The 15,019-nt window shown below is 54.5% G+C and carries 15 protein-coding genes and 1 riboswitch; of the genes, 1 reads left to right on the plus strand and 14 read right to left on the minus strand.

The genetic code is table 11. The annotated features are described in order from the left end of the window. Positions 1-244 precede the first annotated feature (244 nt). The 4 genes from glyA to LDO05_RS16790 form a co-directional block, all read right to left on the minus strand. Positions 245-1,492 (minus strand): serine hydroxymethyltransferase, encoded by a 1,248-nt coding sequence (gene glyA / locus LDO05_RS16775; RefSeq protein WP_251376448.1) that lies wholly within the window; start codon positions 1,490-1,492, stop codon positions 245-247. A 70-nt stretch (positions 1,493-1,562) separates the two neighbouring features. After that, positions 1,563-2,150, minus strand: coding sequence for a TIGR01440 family protein (locus LDO05_RS16780; protein ID WP_251376449.1), 588 nt, complete (start codon positions 2,148-2,150; stop codon positions 1,563-1,565). A gap of 184 nt (positions 2,151-2,334) precedes the next feature. Then, positions 2,335-2,416: riboswitch (ZMP/ZTP riboswitch) on the minus strand. A gap of 49 nt (positions 2,417-2,465) precedes the next feature. Beyond that, positions 2,466-3,050, minus strand: coding sequence for a low molecular weight protein arginine phosphatase (locus LDO05_RS16785; protein WP_251376450.1), 585 nt, complete (start codon positions 3,048-3,050; stop codon positions 2,466-2,468). 59 nt (positions 3,051-3,109) lie between these two features. Continuing rightward, positions 3,110-3,670 (minus strand): manganese efflux pump MntP, encoded by a 561-nt coding sequence (locus LDO05_RS16790; protein WP_251376451.1) that lies wholly within the window; start codon positions 3,668-3,670, stop codon positions 3,110-3,112. 331 nt (positions 3,671-4,001) lie between these two features. Here LDO05_RS16790 and LDO05_RS16795 point away from each other — a divergent pair, with 331 nt between their 5' ends. Further along, on the plus strand, positions 4,002-4,454 hold the full coding sequence (locus tag LDO05_RS16795) for a DUF2269 family protein (RefSeq protein ID WP_251376452.1): 453 nt from the start codon (positions 4,002-4,004) through the stop codon (positions 4,452-4,454). Between the two features lie 42 nt (positions 4,455-4,496). Here the strand turns inward: LDO05_RS16795 and LDO05_RS16800 are convergent, their stop codons facing one another. From LDO05_RS16800 to fni, 10 genes are all read right to left on the minus strand, one after another. Continuing rightward, the gene (locus LDO05_RS16800; protein ID WP_251376453.1) at positions 4,497-5,357 is read right to left on the minus strand and encodes a DUF72 domain-containing protein; all 861 of its coding nucleotides are present in this window, start codon (positions 5,355-5,357) and stop codon (positions 4,497-4,499) included. 62 nt (positions 5,358-5,419) lie between these two features. Next, positions 5,420-6,541: an L-threonylcarbamoyladenylate synthase gene (locus tag LDO05_RS16805; protein ID WP_251376454.1), complete on the minus strand. Its 1,122-nt coding sequence runs from the start codon at positions 6,539-6,541 to the stop codon at positions 5,420-5,422. Between the two features lie 255 nt (positions 6,542-6,796). Then, a complete protein-coding gene (gene spoIIR, locus LDO05_RS16810; RefSeq protein WP_251378766.1) occupies positions 6,797-7,426 on the minus strand; it encodes a stage II sporulation protein R in 630 nt (209 codons plus the stop codon). A 415-nt stretch (positions 7,427-7,841) separates the two neighbouring features. Continuing rightward, complete coding sequence (locus tag LDO05_RS16815; RefSeq protein WP_251376455.1) at positions 7,842-9,023, minus strand: FtsW/RodA/SpoVE family cell cycle protein; 1,182 nt, start codon at positions 9,021-9,023, stop codon at positions 7,842-7,844. A 151-nt stretch (positions 9,024-9,174) separates the two neighbouring features. Beyond that, positions 9,175-9,312, minus strand: coding sequence for a hypothetical protein (locus LDO05_RS16820; protein ID WP_251376456.1), 138 nt, complete (start codon positions 9,310-9,312; stop codon positions 9,175-9,177). A gap of 498 nt (positions 9,313-9,810) precedes the next feature. After that, complete coding sequence (prmC, locus tag LDO05_RS16825) at positions 9,811-10,698, minus strand: peptide chain release factor N(5)-glutamine methyltransferase (RefSeq protein ID WP_251376457.1); 888 nt, start codon at positions 10,696-10,698, stop codon at positions 9,811-9,813. A gap of 3 nt (positions 10,699-10,701) precedes the next feature. Continuing rightward, the gene (gene prfA, locus LDO05_RS16830; RefSeq protein ID WP_251376458.1) at positions 10,702-11,769 is read right to left on the minus strand and encodes a peptide chain release factor 1; all 1,068 of its coding nucleotides are present in this window, start codon (positions 11,767-11,769) and stop codon (positions 10,702-10,704) included. Between the two features lie 388 nt (positions 11,770-12,157). Continuing rightward, positions 12,158-12,292, minus strand: coding sequence for a hypothetical protein (locus tag LDO05_RS18870; RefSeq protein WP_276575522.1), 135 nt, complete (start codon positions 12,290-12,292; stop codon positions 12,158-12,160). 64 nt (positions 12,293-12,356) lie between these two features. Next, complete coding sequence (gene ychF / locus LDO05_RS16835) at positions 12,357-13,457, minus strand: redox-regulated ATPase YchF (protein WP_251376459.1); 1,101 nt, start codon at positions 13,455-13,457, stop codon at positions 12,357-12,359. 325 nt (positions 13,458-13,782) lie between these two features. After that, positions 13,783-14,844, minus strand: a complete 1,062-nt coding sequence (gene fni, locus LDO05_RS16840; RefSeq protein ID WP_251378767.1) for a type 2 isopentenyl-diphosphate Delta-isomerase — start codon at positions 14,842-14,844, stop codon at positions 13,783-13,785. Positions 14,845-15,019: the final 175 nt, after the last annotated feature.

Raw genomic sequence — 15,019 nt, forward strand, 5'->3', positions numbered from 1 at the left:
TTCTATACACTCCAGCTTGTATTATAGCGGCCAAATCCTGTTTATTATATCACTCCCCTGGGGCATTTTCACCTTCAAATGCACCCTTATCAGCCACAAATACCAGCTTGGACAAAATCATCTGAATTATTACCGGGCTGCCCTCTCCAATAATCCCGCTATCTTAACTTATGCACCTCTATATACAGGAAGTGGCCCCTGCACTATTGAAGCACAGGAGCCACCAGAGAATTATAAGGGAGAATTAATACTTCATTTCAGGATAGAGCGGGAAGCGGTCAGTCAAGGCCACAACGCGTGCACGGGCTTGTTCAAGCACGGCTGAATCCTCAGGGGATTTCAAGGTCAAGGCAATAATCCGTCCGATTTCGACCATAGCTTCTTCATCCATTCCGCGTGAAGTCGCAGCTGGCGTACCCACACGAATACCGCTCGTTACGAATGGACTTGTAGGATCGAAAGGAATCGCGTTCTTGTTCACGGTAATTCCGATGGAGTCAAGAACATGCTCTGCATCCCGTCCGGTAATGTTCAAGCCGCGTGTATCGATCAGCATCAAGTGATTATCCGTTCCGCCAGATACCAGGTTGAGACCTTCCTCAACCAAAGTCTCAGCAAGACGCTTCGCATTCTTCACAACGTTCTCAGCATATGTCTTGAATGAAGGCTGCAGCGCTTCGCCCAAAGCGACAGCTTTGGAAGCAATAACGTGCATCAAAGGTCCACCTTGAATACCTGGGAACACAGCCTTGTCGATGGCCTGAGCCCAAGCTTTTTTACACAGGATCATGCCGCCGCGTGGACCGCGAAGCGTCTTGTGCGTTGTAGTTGTTACGAAATGAGCGTGTGGTACCGGGCTCGGATGAAGACCCGCAGCAACCAGACCCGCGATGTGCGCCATGTCCACGAAGAACAGCGCGCCTACGTCATTGGCGATCGAAGCGATAGCTTCAAAATCAATAATCCGCGGATACGCGCTCGCACCAGCCACGATCATACGAGGACGGTGTTTGAATGCAGCTTTGCGCAGATCGTTATAGTCAATTGTGAAGGAATCTTCCTGAACACCATAAGCTACGAAATTGTACAGCAGTCCCGATGCGTTAACCGGACTACCGTGAGTCAGGTGACCCCCGTGGGCAAGATTCATACCCAGCACGGTATCTCCAGGCTTAAGCGCAGCCAGATAGACGGCCATGTTGGCTTGAGCTCCCGAGTGAGGTTGAACATTCGCATGCTCCGCGCCGAACAATTCTTTCGCACGGTCACGAGCGATGTCTTCTACAATGTCAACATGCTCACAGCCGCCATAGAAGCGTTTGCCAGGGTAACCTTCAGCGTATTTGTTCGTCAGTACGGAGCCAAGGGCCTCCATAACTGCTTCACTTACAATGTTCTCGGAGGCAATCAGCTCAATGTTGTTGCGCTGACGCTTAAGCTCCAGATTCATCGCCTCAAGTACTGCCGGATCTTGCTTTCTCAAATTTTCCATGTTCGTCATCCTCTCATACTTAATAATAAATAAGTTGAATTACCAGCTTAAGCTCAACTTATACAGTTGATTAATCACACAGATTGGAGTCCTGCACGTGCGGCAGAACGTAGACGGCTCTCTCGCCGCCAATCAGCTTCGGACGGCTCCAGGCCGCATTCACCCGCGCTTCCCCTACATACCGGATGGAAGGGCGGAAAGGTACAGCAACCCGGCGCAGATGCATACCGATCATCGTCTCGCCGATATCAATCCCGGCATGAGCCTCGATGGTCTCGGCAAGGCAGGGATCCTTCAGCCGGCTGTAAGCACCGGCCGCCATGGATCCGCCTGCTTTGGGTACCGGAACCGCACTGACTTCGGTCAGGTTCAGACGTTCGAGCAGATCGCGTTCAAGAACAAGCGCCCGGTTAAGATGCTCGCAGCACTGAAACACAAGCTCGAAGCCATACCTTGCCCTTACCTGCTCCAGCCCCTCATACAGCTCTGCTGCGATATGCTCGGCCCCATGGGTGCCGATCCGCTTGCCCGCTACCTCGCTGGTGCTAACTCCGGCTACTACGATCTTGCCAGGTCCAAGCCCCGCCGCTTCCGCGAGATCAGACAATACGATTGCCGCTTGTTCCCGGATGGACAGCGCTTCATTGCCTTCATTCATTCACACATTCCTCCCATTCCAATCACAGGTACAAAGAGTACGATCCAGGCGGTACAAATCGTGAACCGAATCCGCAGGAATCAACATCCTTCCCGCTCACAACGCCCTTATTATACCTAAAAACCGACAAGAAATCGAAAGAAGGAATGAAAAAAAGAGCAGTACGCATCAAAAAAACGCGTGTGCTCTTTGCCCAGGCGACCGGCCGTATACTCCGATGCTCCATCGTGGTTAGCCCACTCTCGTCGCCAGTCACATCGGATCTGCAATTTTCAACTTCATCATATAGCAATCACAATTGCTTTGCAAGCCAAATTAATGAGACTTCCGCTGCTTCAGTATATCGATCAGCTTGTCCAGTGCAGTCCGAATCTCAGCTGCTGTGCGGTCATAGTCCTCTCTCGTACCGCCAAAGGGATCTGATATATCATATACCGGTATTCTCTGCCGGAGTTCAATCATCCGCTGGCTATCCGCCGCGCTCATCTGCTGTCCCAAAGACATCTGCAGTTCTCTTGCTGCGAGATGACCATCCAGTTCCCGGATATCCGCCAGTACCTGTTCGTCATCCTCCACATACTCCTTAAGAGTGAAGGTCTTCCCCGCTGTTCCCGGAAAATACTGAATAACCTGTCTCTTATGTCCCTGAGTTAGGGTCAGAATCAGATCTGCCCATTCCGTCAGCTCCGCCCGCAGGGCCGTGGAGGTCATAAGATCTTCAATCTGGTTCTCTCTCAGCACAGCCTCCGCATGATAGGAGATCTGTACTCCGTCCGCCGCTGACACCCCGGCGGAACGGACCTCAACATCTACGCCGTGTTCCTTGGCAAGCTTGCGCAGCATGCCCTCAGCCATCGGGCTGCGGCACGTATTTCCTGTACATACAAACAAAATCCGCATACCTGTGTCTTCACCTCCGGTAACTCTCTAGCTCCAAGCCTCTATTGTCTACTATTGTATCAAAAGATAAACATCAGTCCAAATGCAAGAAGCACAGCGCCGCCCGCCGCTTCCCCGTAATCGCCAAGACTATGGCTTACCTTGCGCCCCAGCATAAGACCCAGTACAGACATCAAGCCGCCAAAGAAGCCAAAAGCCAGCACAGTAAGCGCCAGATTGCTATGGAACATTCCCAGCGAGACACCGACCGAGAAGGAGTCAACACTCACACTCATAGCGAAGAGCAGCACCCCAACAAGCGTCCGGGGATTCACAGTCTGCATCCCGCCTCCCCGCCAGGAGCTTATGATCATATGCCCTCCAAGCAGCACGAGCAGTCCTCCAGAGACATACCCGGCTACCTGACCCAGCAGCATCCCCAGGTATTCCCCGGTAAAAATACCCAGCAGCGGCATAAGAATATGAAACAGCGCGATGACCGCGCTGATCCGCAGGACCTCGCGCAGGCGCACCCCCTTCATGCCGATGCCTATTCCCAATGAAAAAGCGTCCATTCCCAAGGCCGCTGCCATCATTACGATTGTCGCCAGCTCACCAAGCTGTTCGCCTGCTTCCAACATTCATTATTCCCCCATGTCCGCGACTCCGTTTGGTCGGAATTTGCGAGCTAGATTACGGTGTGCATTTCCGTCTTGACGGAAATTGCACCTGGAACTCGTTGCACATTTCCGTCTTGACGGAAATTGCGAACTTCACTTCGTCGCATATTTCCGTCTTGACGGAAAATGCGAACTCACTTCGTCGCATATTTCCGTCTCTAGAATCAAATTATGCGGACAAGGCAGGGTTCATGACAGCTTATCCTTTTACGGGGGCAGGCATGAATCTCGTGTATGGACAGTAAGTATGGAGTACAGGCATAGCATAGATTTTTAGAGGGGAGAGAGCAAAATGGAGGCAATGGAAACCACTCTCGTGCTTATCCATGTTCTGGCGGCAATCATCGGCATCGGGCCAGCCTTTGTACTGCCAGTTATCACACAATCCGCCAAGACAAGCAGTCAGCTGAAGTTCGCCTATCAGCTGAACGACAAGATCAACAAGTACCCGAAGGCCGCCGGAATCACCCTGCTGGTTACCGGCATTCTCCTTATGCTTCTTGATCACACGGGATTCACCAAAATGTGGCTCAATATCAGTCTCGTCCTATTTGTCCTTATCGAAATTCTGATTATCGGGTTCCTTGACCCCGCTATGAAGCGGGCCGCCCATTTAATCAGGCAGCACAAAGAGGAAGGTATCCCTGAAGACTACCTCCCCTTGGCCAGCAAAATTAACGCTCTGAACCGGATTGTCCAGGTCCTTACCGTGCTGGTCATCATGCTAATGGTGATCCGCCCTTAAGCACGAACACGGGCCCGGCATTCCTGCTGAACCCGCACTCTCCTAGGACTCTCCGAACAGATCCATCTGACGCGGAGCGTTACCGGCTGGCTCCATGCCGAGAAGGGCCATCATTTCCTTGGCATTGTCTGCCGCATCGCCGCCGGAGTTATTGTTGAAAATCATATAGATATCGCCCGCATCCTTCTTGCGCAGCTCGTCCAGGTGATCACGCCACTCAAGAAGCTCCTCCGTAGAGTAGCGGTACAGCGTCCGGATCTCCCGCCAGTTCGGAGCACTGCTCTTCTTCCATCCTTCCGCATTCCTGCCGTGCAGGCGAATGAAGGTACGGCCTGGCGCCCCGGGCTCAAGCACGGTTGGAACCGACCCATGCCCAATCTGCGGCTCGTCGCAGATCACATGGAACCACCCTTCCTCCCGCATGAACTGAATCGTCTTCTCCCGGGTATCCTCCTGGAACCAGCTCGGGTTCCGGAATTCTATGGCGAGCGGCAGGTCCCCCATCCATTTGCGGATGGCCCGCAGCCGGCGGATACTGTCCAGCGTACAGTCGAACCAGGGCGGGAACTGAAAGAGCACCGCATTCAGCTTGCCTGCCTCCACCACGGGGTCAATGGAACGAATAAAGGCTTCGAACATTTCTCCCGGGCCTGCGAACTTCTGGTTTTTCCCGCGCGAATGGCCCGTCATCCCCTGATAAGCTTTAACAAAAAAAGTAAAGTTCTCAGGGGTTATATCCACCCAGCGCTGAAAATTAGCCTGGGATTGTATAGCATAAAAGGAGCTGTCCACTTCGACCACAGGGAAGTGCTGCCCGTAGATCCGCAGCTTGTCCCGAGCAGGCGTGCGCGCTGGATATAGGTCATCATGATCTCCCCATCCGGTTACTCCTACCTGGATCATCGCTACCCCCGCCTCTCCTGACTAGTAATATCGCGAATTCTTTTCGATATGAAAAGGATTCCCTATACGTCTATTACCTCGTCCCCAGCGGCTTTAAGCAGACGATTCATCACGGCCAGGCCGACCCCTTCCTCGGGGCAGGCCTCGGCGACCATGAAGGTGGCGCCTTCTTCATCGAAGCGGCGCAGCCCCGCATAGAGTCGGTGCGCCGCGTTCTCCAGCGCACCGACCGGGCCGAGCGAGATCGCGATGCTCGCCCGGTAATGGTGCAGGTGCTCGTCATACGCGAGCACCCCCGTCACTTCGCCGCGCGCCTCCGCCGCGGCGAGCTCCGCCTGGACCCGGGCCACAACGGCCCCCGGGTCCTGCCCACGCACAATGCGCAGGCTGCCGCGCGGCGCATAGTGCGTGTACTTCATGCCCGGCGAGCGCGGCGCCGGGCTGCTCTCTCCCCGCCCGCTGTGCAGGGCGGGGTCGGTGTGCACGCTTGCCGCGACGCGGGCAAGCGCTGCGGCCGTGACCGAGCCGGGGCGCAGCACGGTCACGGTGCCGTCCGGGCCGGCCTCGGCCACGGTGGACTCGAGGCCCACGCCGGTGGGCCCGCCGTCCACGATGCCGCCGATCAGGCCGGCGAGGTCCTCGCCCACGTGGCTCGCGAGCGTGGGGCTCGGGCGCCCGGACCGGTTGGCGCTGGGCGCCGCCACCGGGCAGCCTGCGGCGGCGATGAGCCGCAGGGCGATATCATGGGCCGGCATACGCACGGCCACGGTGGACAGGCCCGCGGTCACGCGCGGGGAGACCGCGCCGGGACGGACCGGCAGCACCAGGGTGAGCGGCCCCGGCCAGTAAGCCTCCATAAGCCGCCGGGCCGTATCGTTCACGTCCAGGACAATCTCGTCCAGCTGGGACAGCTCCGCGATGTGGACAATGAGAGGATTGTCCGACGGCCGGCCCTTGGCGGCAAAAATCCGCTCCACAGCTTCATCGCTCCGCGCATCAGCTCCGAGGCCGTATACCGTCTCCGTCGGGAAGGCCACCGTCTCTCCGGCACGCAGCAGAGCGGCCGCCTCCTGAATAGCCTCATTCAGGTCATGTTCCCGTGTGGGATGTCCAGAGGCTGCACCTTCCGCAGCCGACACATCCCAGTATTTCGTGGCCCGATCGCCCGCATGCTTATTTTCCATTAAGATCCCAAGCTTTCTATGTGAGATTTGAATATACACCGTTACATACCAAAAAGCGCCCCAATCTCCCAGTATAGTGCGGAATGCACCGGACTGCGGCAGAGTGAGAGCACTCTTAACAGCTGAATGAAGCTGATGGATGCCATCGGTTGTGCTTGCCGTTATATAAAATATAAGAATAAGTGCCACAATAACAACGAATATTTTACCATAATAACTGCTTGAAACAAACGACTATCCCCTGCAAAATTCCCCTTAAGAGAACAAGCTGCCTACCCAGCTGAACAAGCTGCTGAGCACATCCCACAGGAAGAAGCGAACCTCCGGGGCCTTGGCCTCCGCCTTAGAGTCAGCCTCTATGCCGCCCGCGGCGGACGTTGTCTTCACCGCATCTCCAGTCTTGGGGGCCGCGTCCCCGGTTCCGGCGTCAATGAAGCAGAGCGGCGGGAACAGCACACACCACCAGTTCTTGCCTTCCCCTGTCCCCAGGGTTACACGGACAGCCTCGTAATCCCCCGCCGGATATACTTCCCCGCCATACAGCTTGGTTGGAAAAGGAACGACCCCAAGCTCCACCTTATAGCTGTATGATTCCCCATTGGCCCGAAGCGTCCGGCCCACCTGATCCTCAATCTCGTGAAGCCGGGTGCGAACAACCTCCCTCGCCTCTTCAAGGCTCTGCGGGTGATCCAGCTTCTCGACCCACCCATTCATCTGCTCGACAACGGCATCCCTGACATTACGCTTCACAATCTGATCCTCGGGACGATCGGAGTTGGCAAGAATGCGAAGCCGGATCGAATCCTTGGGAATCTCCGTTCTCGCTATGGCCGCATCCGTCTTCTGGCCCTCCCAGGACATGAGCAGAACCGCCATACACAGCATGAGCAGCAATGCATTCCGCAGCAGGCTGGTTCCTCTCGTTCCTATCGCTCCCCTATTTCCTGTGATTTCCTTGTTCCCGCTATTCCGATTCTCGGTCATTCCGGCATCCCCCTTACCGTGATGTGCTGATGTCTATCAGTATGTCCGGTTAAGAGATTCATAAACCTATGAATCTAGCATTTACTAACTTTCCCGTATCCCAGGCATGTGCCTTTATCTGTTGTGCAGCAAATCCCTGGTCTCAGAATATGAAAACCGCCCTGCCAAACCTGCGAAATCAGCAGGGGAGCAAGACGGCTATTTGTGTACTGTTGTATTTGCGTGCTGTTGTATTCCTGTATTGTTCTATTCTGTATTATTCTATTCTGTACTGTACTATTTCCGTTATGTTCTCTTCCAGACGCCTGTCCAGAGGTTAACTGGTGCGGCTAAGAGCGGCTTTGCTCGTCCGCGGAATATCATCGTCTACTTCATGACCGTGAATACGCACACTCATGGCCAATCCCAGACTAGCCATATTGATCAAAAGTGAGGTTCCCCCATAGCTGATGAATGGCAGCGTAATCCCGGTCAGCGGCATCAGGCCCATGAACATGCCGATATTCTCAAATATCTGATAGAGCCACATGGCCACAATACCCACGATGAGCAGCGGCCCGCTTTTATCCTTGCATTCGAGAGAGATCAGAATGAGCCTGTGGATGAGTATGAAATAAAGCAGGAGCAATACCGAGCAGCCAAAGAAGCCAAATTCCTCGGCCACCACCACAAAGATGGAATCCGAATATGTGTAAGGTACCCTTCCAGACTGAACATACGCTCCCTGCATATATCCGCTGCCGAACATGCCTCCGGCGGCAATGGCTACAGTGGCATTCTTCGTATGATAAGACGCGTCCTTGTCCGCCTTCTCCGGCAGCAGCCAGGGATCGATCCGGTTCAGCCAGTGCTGCTTATTGGTCTGCTTCAGGGTTGTGGAAATCTGCTCATGGAAGGTGATATATGTCTTGACTCCCACAGTTATTGTTACAGCCGCAACGATCAGAATAATAAGAGCATGGGAATACTTCAACTTACCTATCCAGAGCAGACCAAGCAGGATTACCAGATAGCTGAGACCGTTACCGATATCATTCTGGACCATTGCAAGCGCGAACGGAATCATGGTAACAAGCCCAAGCGGCACCACATCTCTCCAGAAAGAGAGACGCAGCCGGTATTTGCGCATAAGCAAGGCGGTCAAAGTAATGATCAAGATAAGCTTGAACAGCTCTGCGGGCTGCAGACTAACAAAGCCCAGATCCAGCCAGCCTTTTGCCCCGTTCAGTTCACTCCCGTTAAATATAACAACGACCATTAGTAAAACTCCTGCCCCGAACAAATACAGGAAGTATTTCGTCAGCAGCCTGAAATCAACCAGCATCATGCCAAAAAAGGCGATAAAGCCGGCAATGTAAAAGAACAACATTTTCGTCTCATAGCCCTTGAATTTCGGCCAAGCAGCAACACCGCTATGGATCAGGACGACACTTAGTATCCCAAAAATAAACACGATAAAAACAATCGACCAATCCACTTTTTTCCACTTGTTAAGCATGAAGCGGCTCCCTCCAGCGTTCCCCGGGCACAGCACTACCACTGTTTTTCCAGAAGCTATCTATATTTCTGTATTCTGTGTTCCTATATCTCTGTATTTCTCTAATTCTATTCTTCTCCACACTTCTTAGGTGTGCTTCTTTTTCTCTGTATTACTGTATCTCTGTATTACTGTATCTCTGTTCTTCTGTACTTCTGTACTTCTGTACTTCTGTACTTCTGTACTTCTGTTCTTCTGTTCTTCTGTTCTTCTGTTCTTTTGCTCTTCTGCTCTTCTGCTCTTCTGTCATTCTGTATTTCAGTTCTTCTAATTCTATTCCTAAAACTGCCGCATCTCTGCATCTCTACAGTTCTGTATTACTATCTCTCATGTTCAAGGCCATAACCGATCCAGCCCCTGGCCAGGCAGAGACCAGTGCAACCAATGTTAAGTCTAAGGGTACACTATCGCTCTTAATGGTACACTATCGCTCTGTACGCGAACAAGCGCAGCGGCTTCTGTTAATTCTAATATAGAGCAGGCAGTCTGCGAAACGCAAATTACCTGGGAGAAGCTGCAAGGTTTCCCTATTCCGCTTCAGCGGTGAATTAAGCTGCAGCCAACTATAGCTTCGGGGAGATCGCCAGACCTTCCTAATCCTATGGATCAATAGTTCAGCCTACTTTTCAGAATTAGAATCTCCCATTCCGGGTCTAGTCAAATACCACCCAGTATCTGGCCAAATTTATTAAGCAGTCCAGGCAGGATAGGGCCTCCCGGTGGTTGGCATAGCGGAGATTCATCCTCTCTAATTGCGGGCAATTCCGAGAACGTGCCGGTCAATCCCCGCAAGATCCGGAATGGTTACGATCTCTTCCCAATGACCTGCCGACCGGAGAAGCGCCGCCACGTCCGCGGCTTGTCCCATACCCAGCTCAAATCCAATAAGCCGCGGCGGGGCGGGAAGCAGACGGAGCTGGTCCATCATGATCCGGTACGGGGCCAGCCCGTCGGGGCCTCCGTCCAGAGCCAGCCGGGGCTCGAAATCCTTGACCTCCGGCTCCAGGGTCTCAATCTCCTCCGCCGGGATGTAAGGCGGGTTGGAGACGATAATATCGAGCGGCTCGCCGGCGAACGGTTCAAGCAGGTTCCCCTGCTTGAACGTGATGTCGGCCCCAAGCCGGGCCGCATTCTCCCGCGCAAGCGCAAGCGCATCCGGCGACAGATCGCCGGCAGCAATCTGCCACGCGGGACGCAGATGCTTCAGGGCAGCCGCAATTGCGCTGCTGCCCGTCCCAATATCGGCCGTGCGCGGCGATCCGCCCGACCAGAGCTTGTCGCCTTCGGCGGCAATGGCTTCCACGAGCAGCTCCGTCTCGGGGCGCGGAATCAAGACGGCCGGGGTGACCTTGAAGGTCAGGCCGTAGAATTCCTGCTCCCCGGTAATGTACTGCGCGGGCTCCCCCGCCGCCTTCCGGCGCACAGCTTCTTCCCAGGCGGCCGCATGCTGCGCCGGGAACGGATCACGCAGGGCCATCAAATACTCGGCCCTGCTTACCTTCAGCACATGCCGCAGCAGCAGCTCGGCATTGGACTCCGGCTCATGCACTCCCGCCGATGCTAAAAAAGAAGAAGCCTCCTTAAAGGCTTCTATCAACGTACTTCCTGAAGACAGCTTGAACTCGTCTATATTCAAGGACTATTCTCCTTTGTCCATCATTTCTGCCTGCTCCGCAATCGTAAGCGCGGACACAAATTCCTCAATCTCGCCGTTCATCACTTGATCCAGCTTATGCACAGTCAAGCCGATCCGGTGGTCCGTTACACGGCTCTGCGGGAAGTTGTACGTACGGATCCGTTCACTGCGGTCACCCGTACCCACCTTGCTCTTGCGCTCCCCGGCGAATTTCGCTTCTTCTTCCTGACGCTTCACATCATAGATACGGGCCCGGAGCACCTGAAGGGCTTTCTCTTTGTTCGAGTTCTGCGACTTGCCATCCTGACAGGTAGCCACAATCCCGGTTGGAATGTGGGTAACCCGCACTGCGGATTTGGTAGTGTTAACGGACTGGCCGCCCGCACCGCTGGAGCAGAACGTGTCTACACGAATATCCTTGTCGTGGATTTCGATATCGAAATCCTCAACTTCCGGCATTACCGCTACGGTAGAGGTGGAAGTATGGATACGTCCGCCCGACTCCGTGGAAGGAATGCGCTGTACCCGGTGGGCACCGCTCTCGAATTTCATTTTACTGTAAGCCCCGCGTCCATTGATCATGAAAATAACCTCTTTGAAGCCGCCCAGATCACTCGCGTTCACGTCCATGACATCCACGCGCCAGCCTTGGGAATCAGCATAACGGGTGTACATGCGGTACAAATCCGCCGCGAATAGAGCCGCTTCATCGCCGCCTGCCGCACCGCGGATCTCTACGATCACGTTCTTGTCATCGTTCGGGTCCTTCGGAAGCAGAAGGATATGAATCTTCTCCTCCAGCTCCTGCTGGCGCGCGGACAGTTCTTCAATCTCCATCTTGACCATTTCACGCATCTCATCGTCAAGCTTCTCCGCCTGCATCGCTTTCGCGGCATCCAGTTCTTCCATGACGTTCTTATATTCGGTAAAAGCCTCGTAAGCAGGCTGTAAGTCTGATTGTTCCTTGGAATAATCCCTAAGCTTCTTCGGATCACTGGCCACGTCCGGATCACACAGCAGCTCGCTTAATTTCTCATAACGATCAGCAAGGGATGAAAGTCGATCTAACAAGGAAAGCACCTCTCTTCACATACATTATTTCCTGATTAAAAAGTTAAGGCAAACGACTTTTTATTATAGCATGGTTTTGTCCATTTGAATAGATGGCCGGTACCCGGCCAGCTGGGGTCTGCTGGGGTCTGCTGGGGTCTGCTGGGGTCTGCTGGGGTCTGCTGGGGTCTGCTAAGTGACTACTCATATATGGATTTCAGGGAAATATACCCTATATTCATGTGCAGGGACAGGGGTTTTTAACCATGACTAGCTGAGCAGCTACAGTAAGCTATCCCCAGCTGACCGTTCCAAGCTGAGTATATCCATTCTATGCGGATCATCTTTCGTCTGTTCGCAGGTGTTCTGTGCATCCCGCTAACTTCATTGTCATCATGCATCCTGTCCTCTACTCGCCCTGCCTCCTTACCGCCTTATCCGCCTTATCTTCCTTAACTCCTGCATTCTTGTTGCACGCGCTCTTGGAGACAAGTGCCATACCTCTCCCCGCATGGTCTCCAAGGGCAGCCTGCAGCCCATACACAAAAGCCCCGTCCGTCTACACGGGCAGGGCTTCTAGCTGTACGCTCTTTATATGGGATTAAGGCCTATACGTTAAAGCGGAAATGCATAACATCGCCGTCCTGTACGACATACTCTTTGCCTTCAAGACGAAGCTGACCGCGCTCTTTGGCTACGTTCATGGAGCCTGCGGCAACCAGGTCATTGTAGGAGACTACCTCGGCCCGGATGAATCCGCGCTCGAAGTCGGAGTGAATTACTCCTGCTGCACCAGGAGCTTTGGTTCCCTTACGAATGGTCCAGGCCCGAACCTCCTGAACACCGGCAGTGAAGTAAGTGTAGAGTCCGAGCAGGCGGTAGGCCGCTTGAATCAGGCGGTCCAGACCGGAAGCATCCAGGCCAAGCTCCTCGAGGAACATCGCTTTGTCTTCGCCTTCAAGCTCGGCAATCTCCGCTTCCACCTTCGCACTGATCGGCACTACTTCCGCATTCTCGGCAGCGGCGAATTCTCTTACCTGCTGAACATACGGGTTGCTGTCCGCTTCCGTAACTCCATCTTCGCTGACATTTGCCGCATACAGAACAGGCTTCAGGGTAAGCAGATGCAGATCACGAACGATCGCCTTCTCATCCTCTGACAGCTCGATGCTGCGCGCCGGCATATCGTTGTACAATGCTTCCTTCACACGCTCCAGCACTTCAACCTCTTGGGCGTACTGCTTGTTGCCGCCCTTCATGTTTTTGCGGGAACGCTCGATCTTCTTCTCCACGCTGTCCAGGTCAGCCAGAATCAGCTCCAGATTGATCGTCTGGATGTCGCTGATCGGGTTGATCTTGCCGTCCACGTGAGTAATGTTCTCGTCCTCGAAGCAGCGGACCACATGCACAATTGCATCCACTTCACGGATGTGGGCAAGGAACTTGTTCCCAAGGCCTTCCCCTTTGCTGGCACCGCGCACAAGCCCGGCGATATCTACGAATTCGAACGCCGTTGGCACGGTGCGGTTCGGCACCACGAGCTCAGTCAGCTTGTCGAGCCGCTCGTCAGGCACTTCTACTACGCCTACGTTCGGATCGATGGTGCAGAACGGATAGTTCGCGGATTCGGCACCTGCCTGCGTGATCGCATTGAACAGTGTCGATTTGCCGACATTCGGCAGACCCACGATTCCTGCTTTTAAAGCCATATCTATGACAACTCCTCATTATTGTAATTGCTCAGTCTTCTTCAACCATAGTACATATACCCCGGGAATATTTCAAGGACAGCCGTCGAAAAAAACTCCACCCGCGTCCTGCCGAAGAGGCTCCTATATGGCAAAAACCAATCCGCTGGGGATTGGTCTCGCATAACAGCTATATATCTGCCGCTGAATCATTTCGGCATCGCTTATGCTCCCATAATGGCCTGAAGGAGCGAGCGGAGATGATCTTCCGCCTGTGTGAATGAAGTCCCAGCCCCTTACCCGGCCTGCACAGGAATCATCCGCTGGGGATTGGTCTTCCCATCGGCTATTTGCGAACCAGGCGCTCTGTGGCCTTAAGCGCCGGAATGTCGGCAGCGCCGATTCCGAACATTGCAGTCCGCAGCTCCAGCTCCACCCGTCCAAGCACCTCGTCAAGCCGCTGCTCGGACTGGACCGCAGGCCCTAACAAGGCTCTGCCGAAGCCCGCCAAGTCAGCGCCAAGCGCCAGCGCCTTGGCCGCATCCACACCCGAGTGCAGTCCGCCGCTGCCAATAAGCGCACAGCCCGGAAGCGCGGCCCGCACAGTCTGAATGCACTCGGTTGTCGGGATGCCCCAGCCTGCGAAGGCTTCTGCCGCCTGGCGGCGGAGCGGATCGCCGCTGCGGAACTTCTCCACCTGGCTCCAGGACGTGCCGCCCGCACCGGCCACATCAATGAACGAGACTCCGGCGTTATGCAGCCGGATCGCTGTGTCGTCATCGATGCCCCAGCCCACTTCTTTTACCCCTACGGGTACAGCCAGGGTCTGACACAGCTGCTCCACCCGCTGCAAAAGCCCGCCGAAATTCGTATTCCCTTCCGGCTGGAACACCTCCTGCAGACCGTTCAAGTGAAGGACCAACATGTCCGCCTCTGCGATCTCAACCGCCTTCCGGCAGTCATCGATGCCAAAGCCGTAATTCAACTGTACAGCGCCAAGGTTCGCGATAATCGGAATGGTCGGCGCTTTACGGCGAACCGCGAACGTTGAAGCAAGCTCGGCGTGTTCCACGGCCGCCCGAACCGAGCCCACTCCCATCGCCCAGCCCCGGCGCTCTGCGGCCTCTGCAAGCCGCTCATTTATGCGCCCAGCCGTCTCGCTGCCCCCGGTCATCGAGCTTATTAATAACGGCGTTCTCAGCCTCCGGTTCATGAAGTCCGCACTCAGGCTAATGTCATCAAAGTCGATCTCCGGGAGAGCATTATGCCGGAAGGCATACTGATTGAAGCCGCTGGTTACACCGGCGGCGTTGACTTCTTCCTCAAGACATATACGGATATGCTCCGTCTTGCGGCCGGATGTCATGGACAAGGCGGCACCTGTGGAAGCGTGCCTGTGATTTTCCATCTTCGCACGGTCTGTCTTGCTTATGCTCGCACTGTCCGTCAAGTTCATATTCGCACTGTCTGTCTCGATTGATGTCTCCAATCTCTTCAACCTGGCTCCGTTCATTCTCCTGCCCGCCAAGCTCCTGCTTCTACGTCTGCCCCCAACTCTATTACGTTCCTTCATCCCCGCTCCT

It is taken from the genome of Paenibacillus sp. YPG26 (assembly GCF_023704175.1).
In the GTDB taxonomy this organism is placed as follows: domain Bacteria; phylum Bacillota; class Bacilli; order Paenibacillales; family Paenibacillaceae; genus Fontibacillus.

What these genes read in the sequence shown, in the direction of transcription:
- glyA (WP_251376448.1), bottom strand. Translation starts at nt 1,492, where the DNA reads ATGGAAAATTTGAGAAAGCAAGATCCGGCAGTACTTGAGGCGATGAAT.
- LDO05_RS16780 (WP_251376449.1), bottom strand. Translation starts at nt 2,150, where the DNA reads ATGAATGAAGGCAATGAAGCGCTGTCCATCCGGGAACAAGCGGCAATC.
- LDO05_RS16785 (WP_251376450.1), bottom strand. Translation starts at nt 3,050, where the DNA reads ATGCGGATTTTGTTTGTATGTACAGGAAATACGTGCCGCAGCCCGATG.
- LDO05_RS16790 (WP_251376451.1), bottom strand. Translation starts at nt 3,670, where the DNA reads ATGTTGGAAGCAGGCGAACAGCTTGGTGAGCTGGCGACAATCGTAATG.
- LDO05_RS16795 (WP_251376452.1), top strand. Translation starts at nt 4,002, where the DNA reads ATGGAGGCAATGGAAACCACTCTCGTGCTTATCCATGTTCTGGCGGCA.
- LDO05_RS16800 (WP_251376453.1), bottom strand. Translation starts at nt 5,357, where the DNA reads ATGATCCAGGTAGGAGTAACCGGATGGGGAGATCATGATGACCTATAT.
- LDO05_RS16805 (WP_251376454.1), bottom strand. Translation starts at nt 6,541, where the DNA reads ATGGAAAATAAGCATGCGGGCGATCGGGCCACGAAATACTGGGATGTG.
- spoIIR (WP_251378766.1), bottom strand. Translation starts at nt 7,426, where the DNA reads ATGCTGTGTATGGCGGTTCTGCTCATGTCCTGGGAGGGCCAGAAGACG.
- LDO05_RS16815 (WP_251376455.1), bottom strand. Translation starts at nt 9,023, where the DNA reads ATGCTTAACAAGTGGAAAAAAGTGGATTGGTCGATTGTTTTTATCGTG.
- LDO05_RS16820 (WP_251376456.1), bottom strand. Translation starts at nt 9,312, where the DNA reads ATGACAGAAGAGCAGAAGAGCAGAAGAGCAAAAGAACAGAAGAACAGA.
- ychF (WP_251376459.1), bottom strand. Translation starts at nt 13,457, where the DNA reads ATGGCTTTAAAAGCAGGAATCGTGGGTCTGCCGAATGTCGGCAAATCG.
- fni (WP_251378767.1), bottom strand. Translation starts at nt 14,844, where the DNA reads ATGGAAAATCACAGGCACGCTTCCACAGGTGCCGCCTTGTCCATGACA.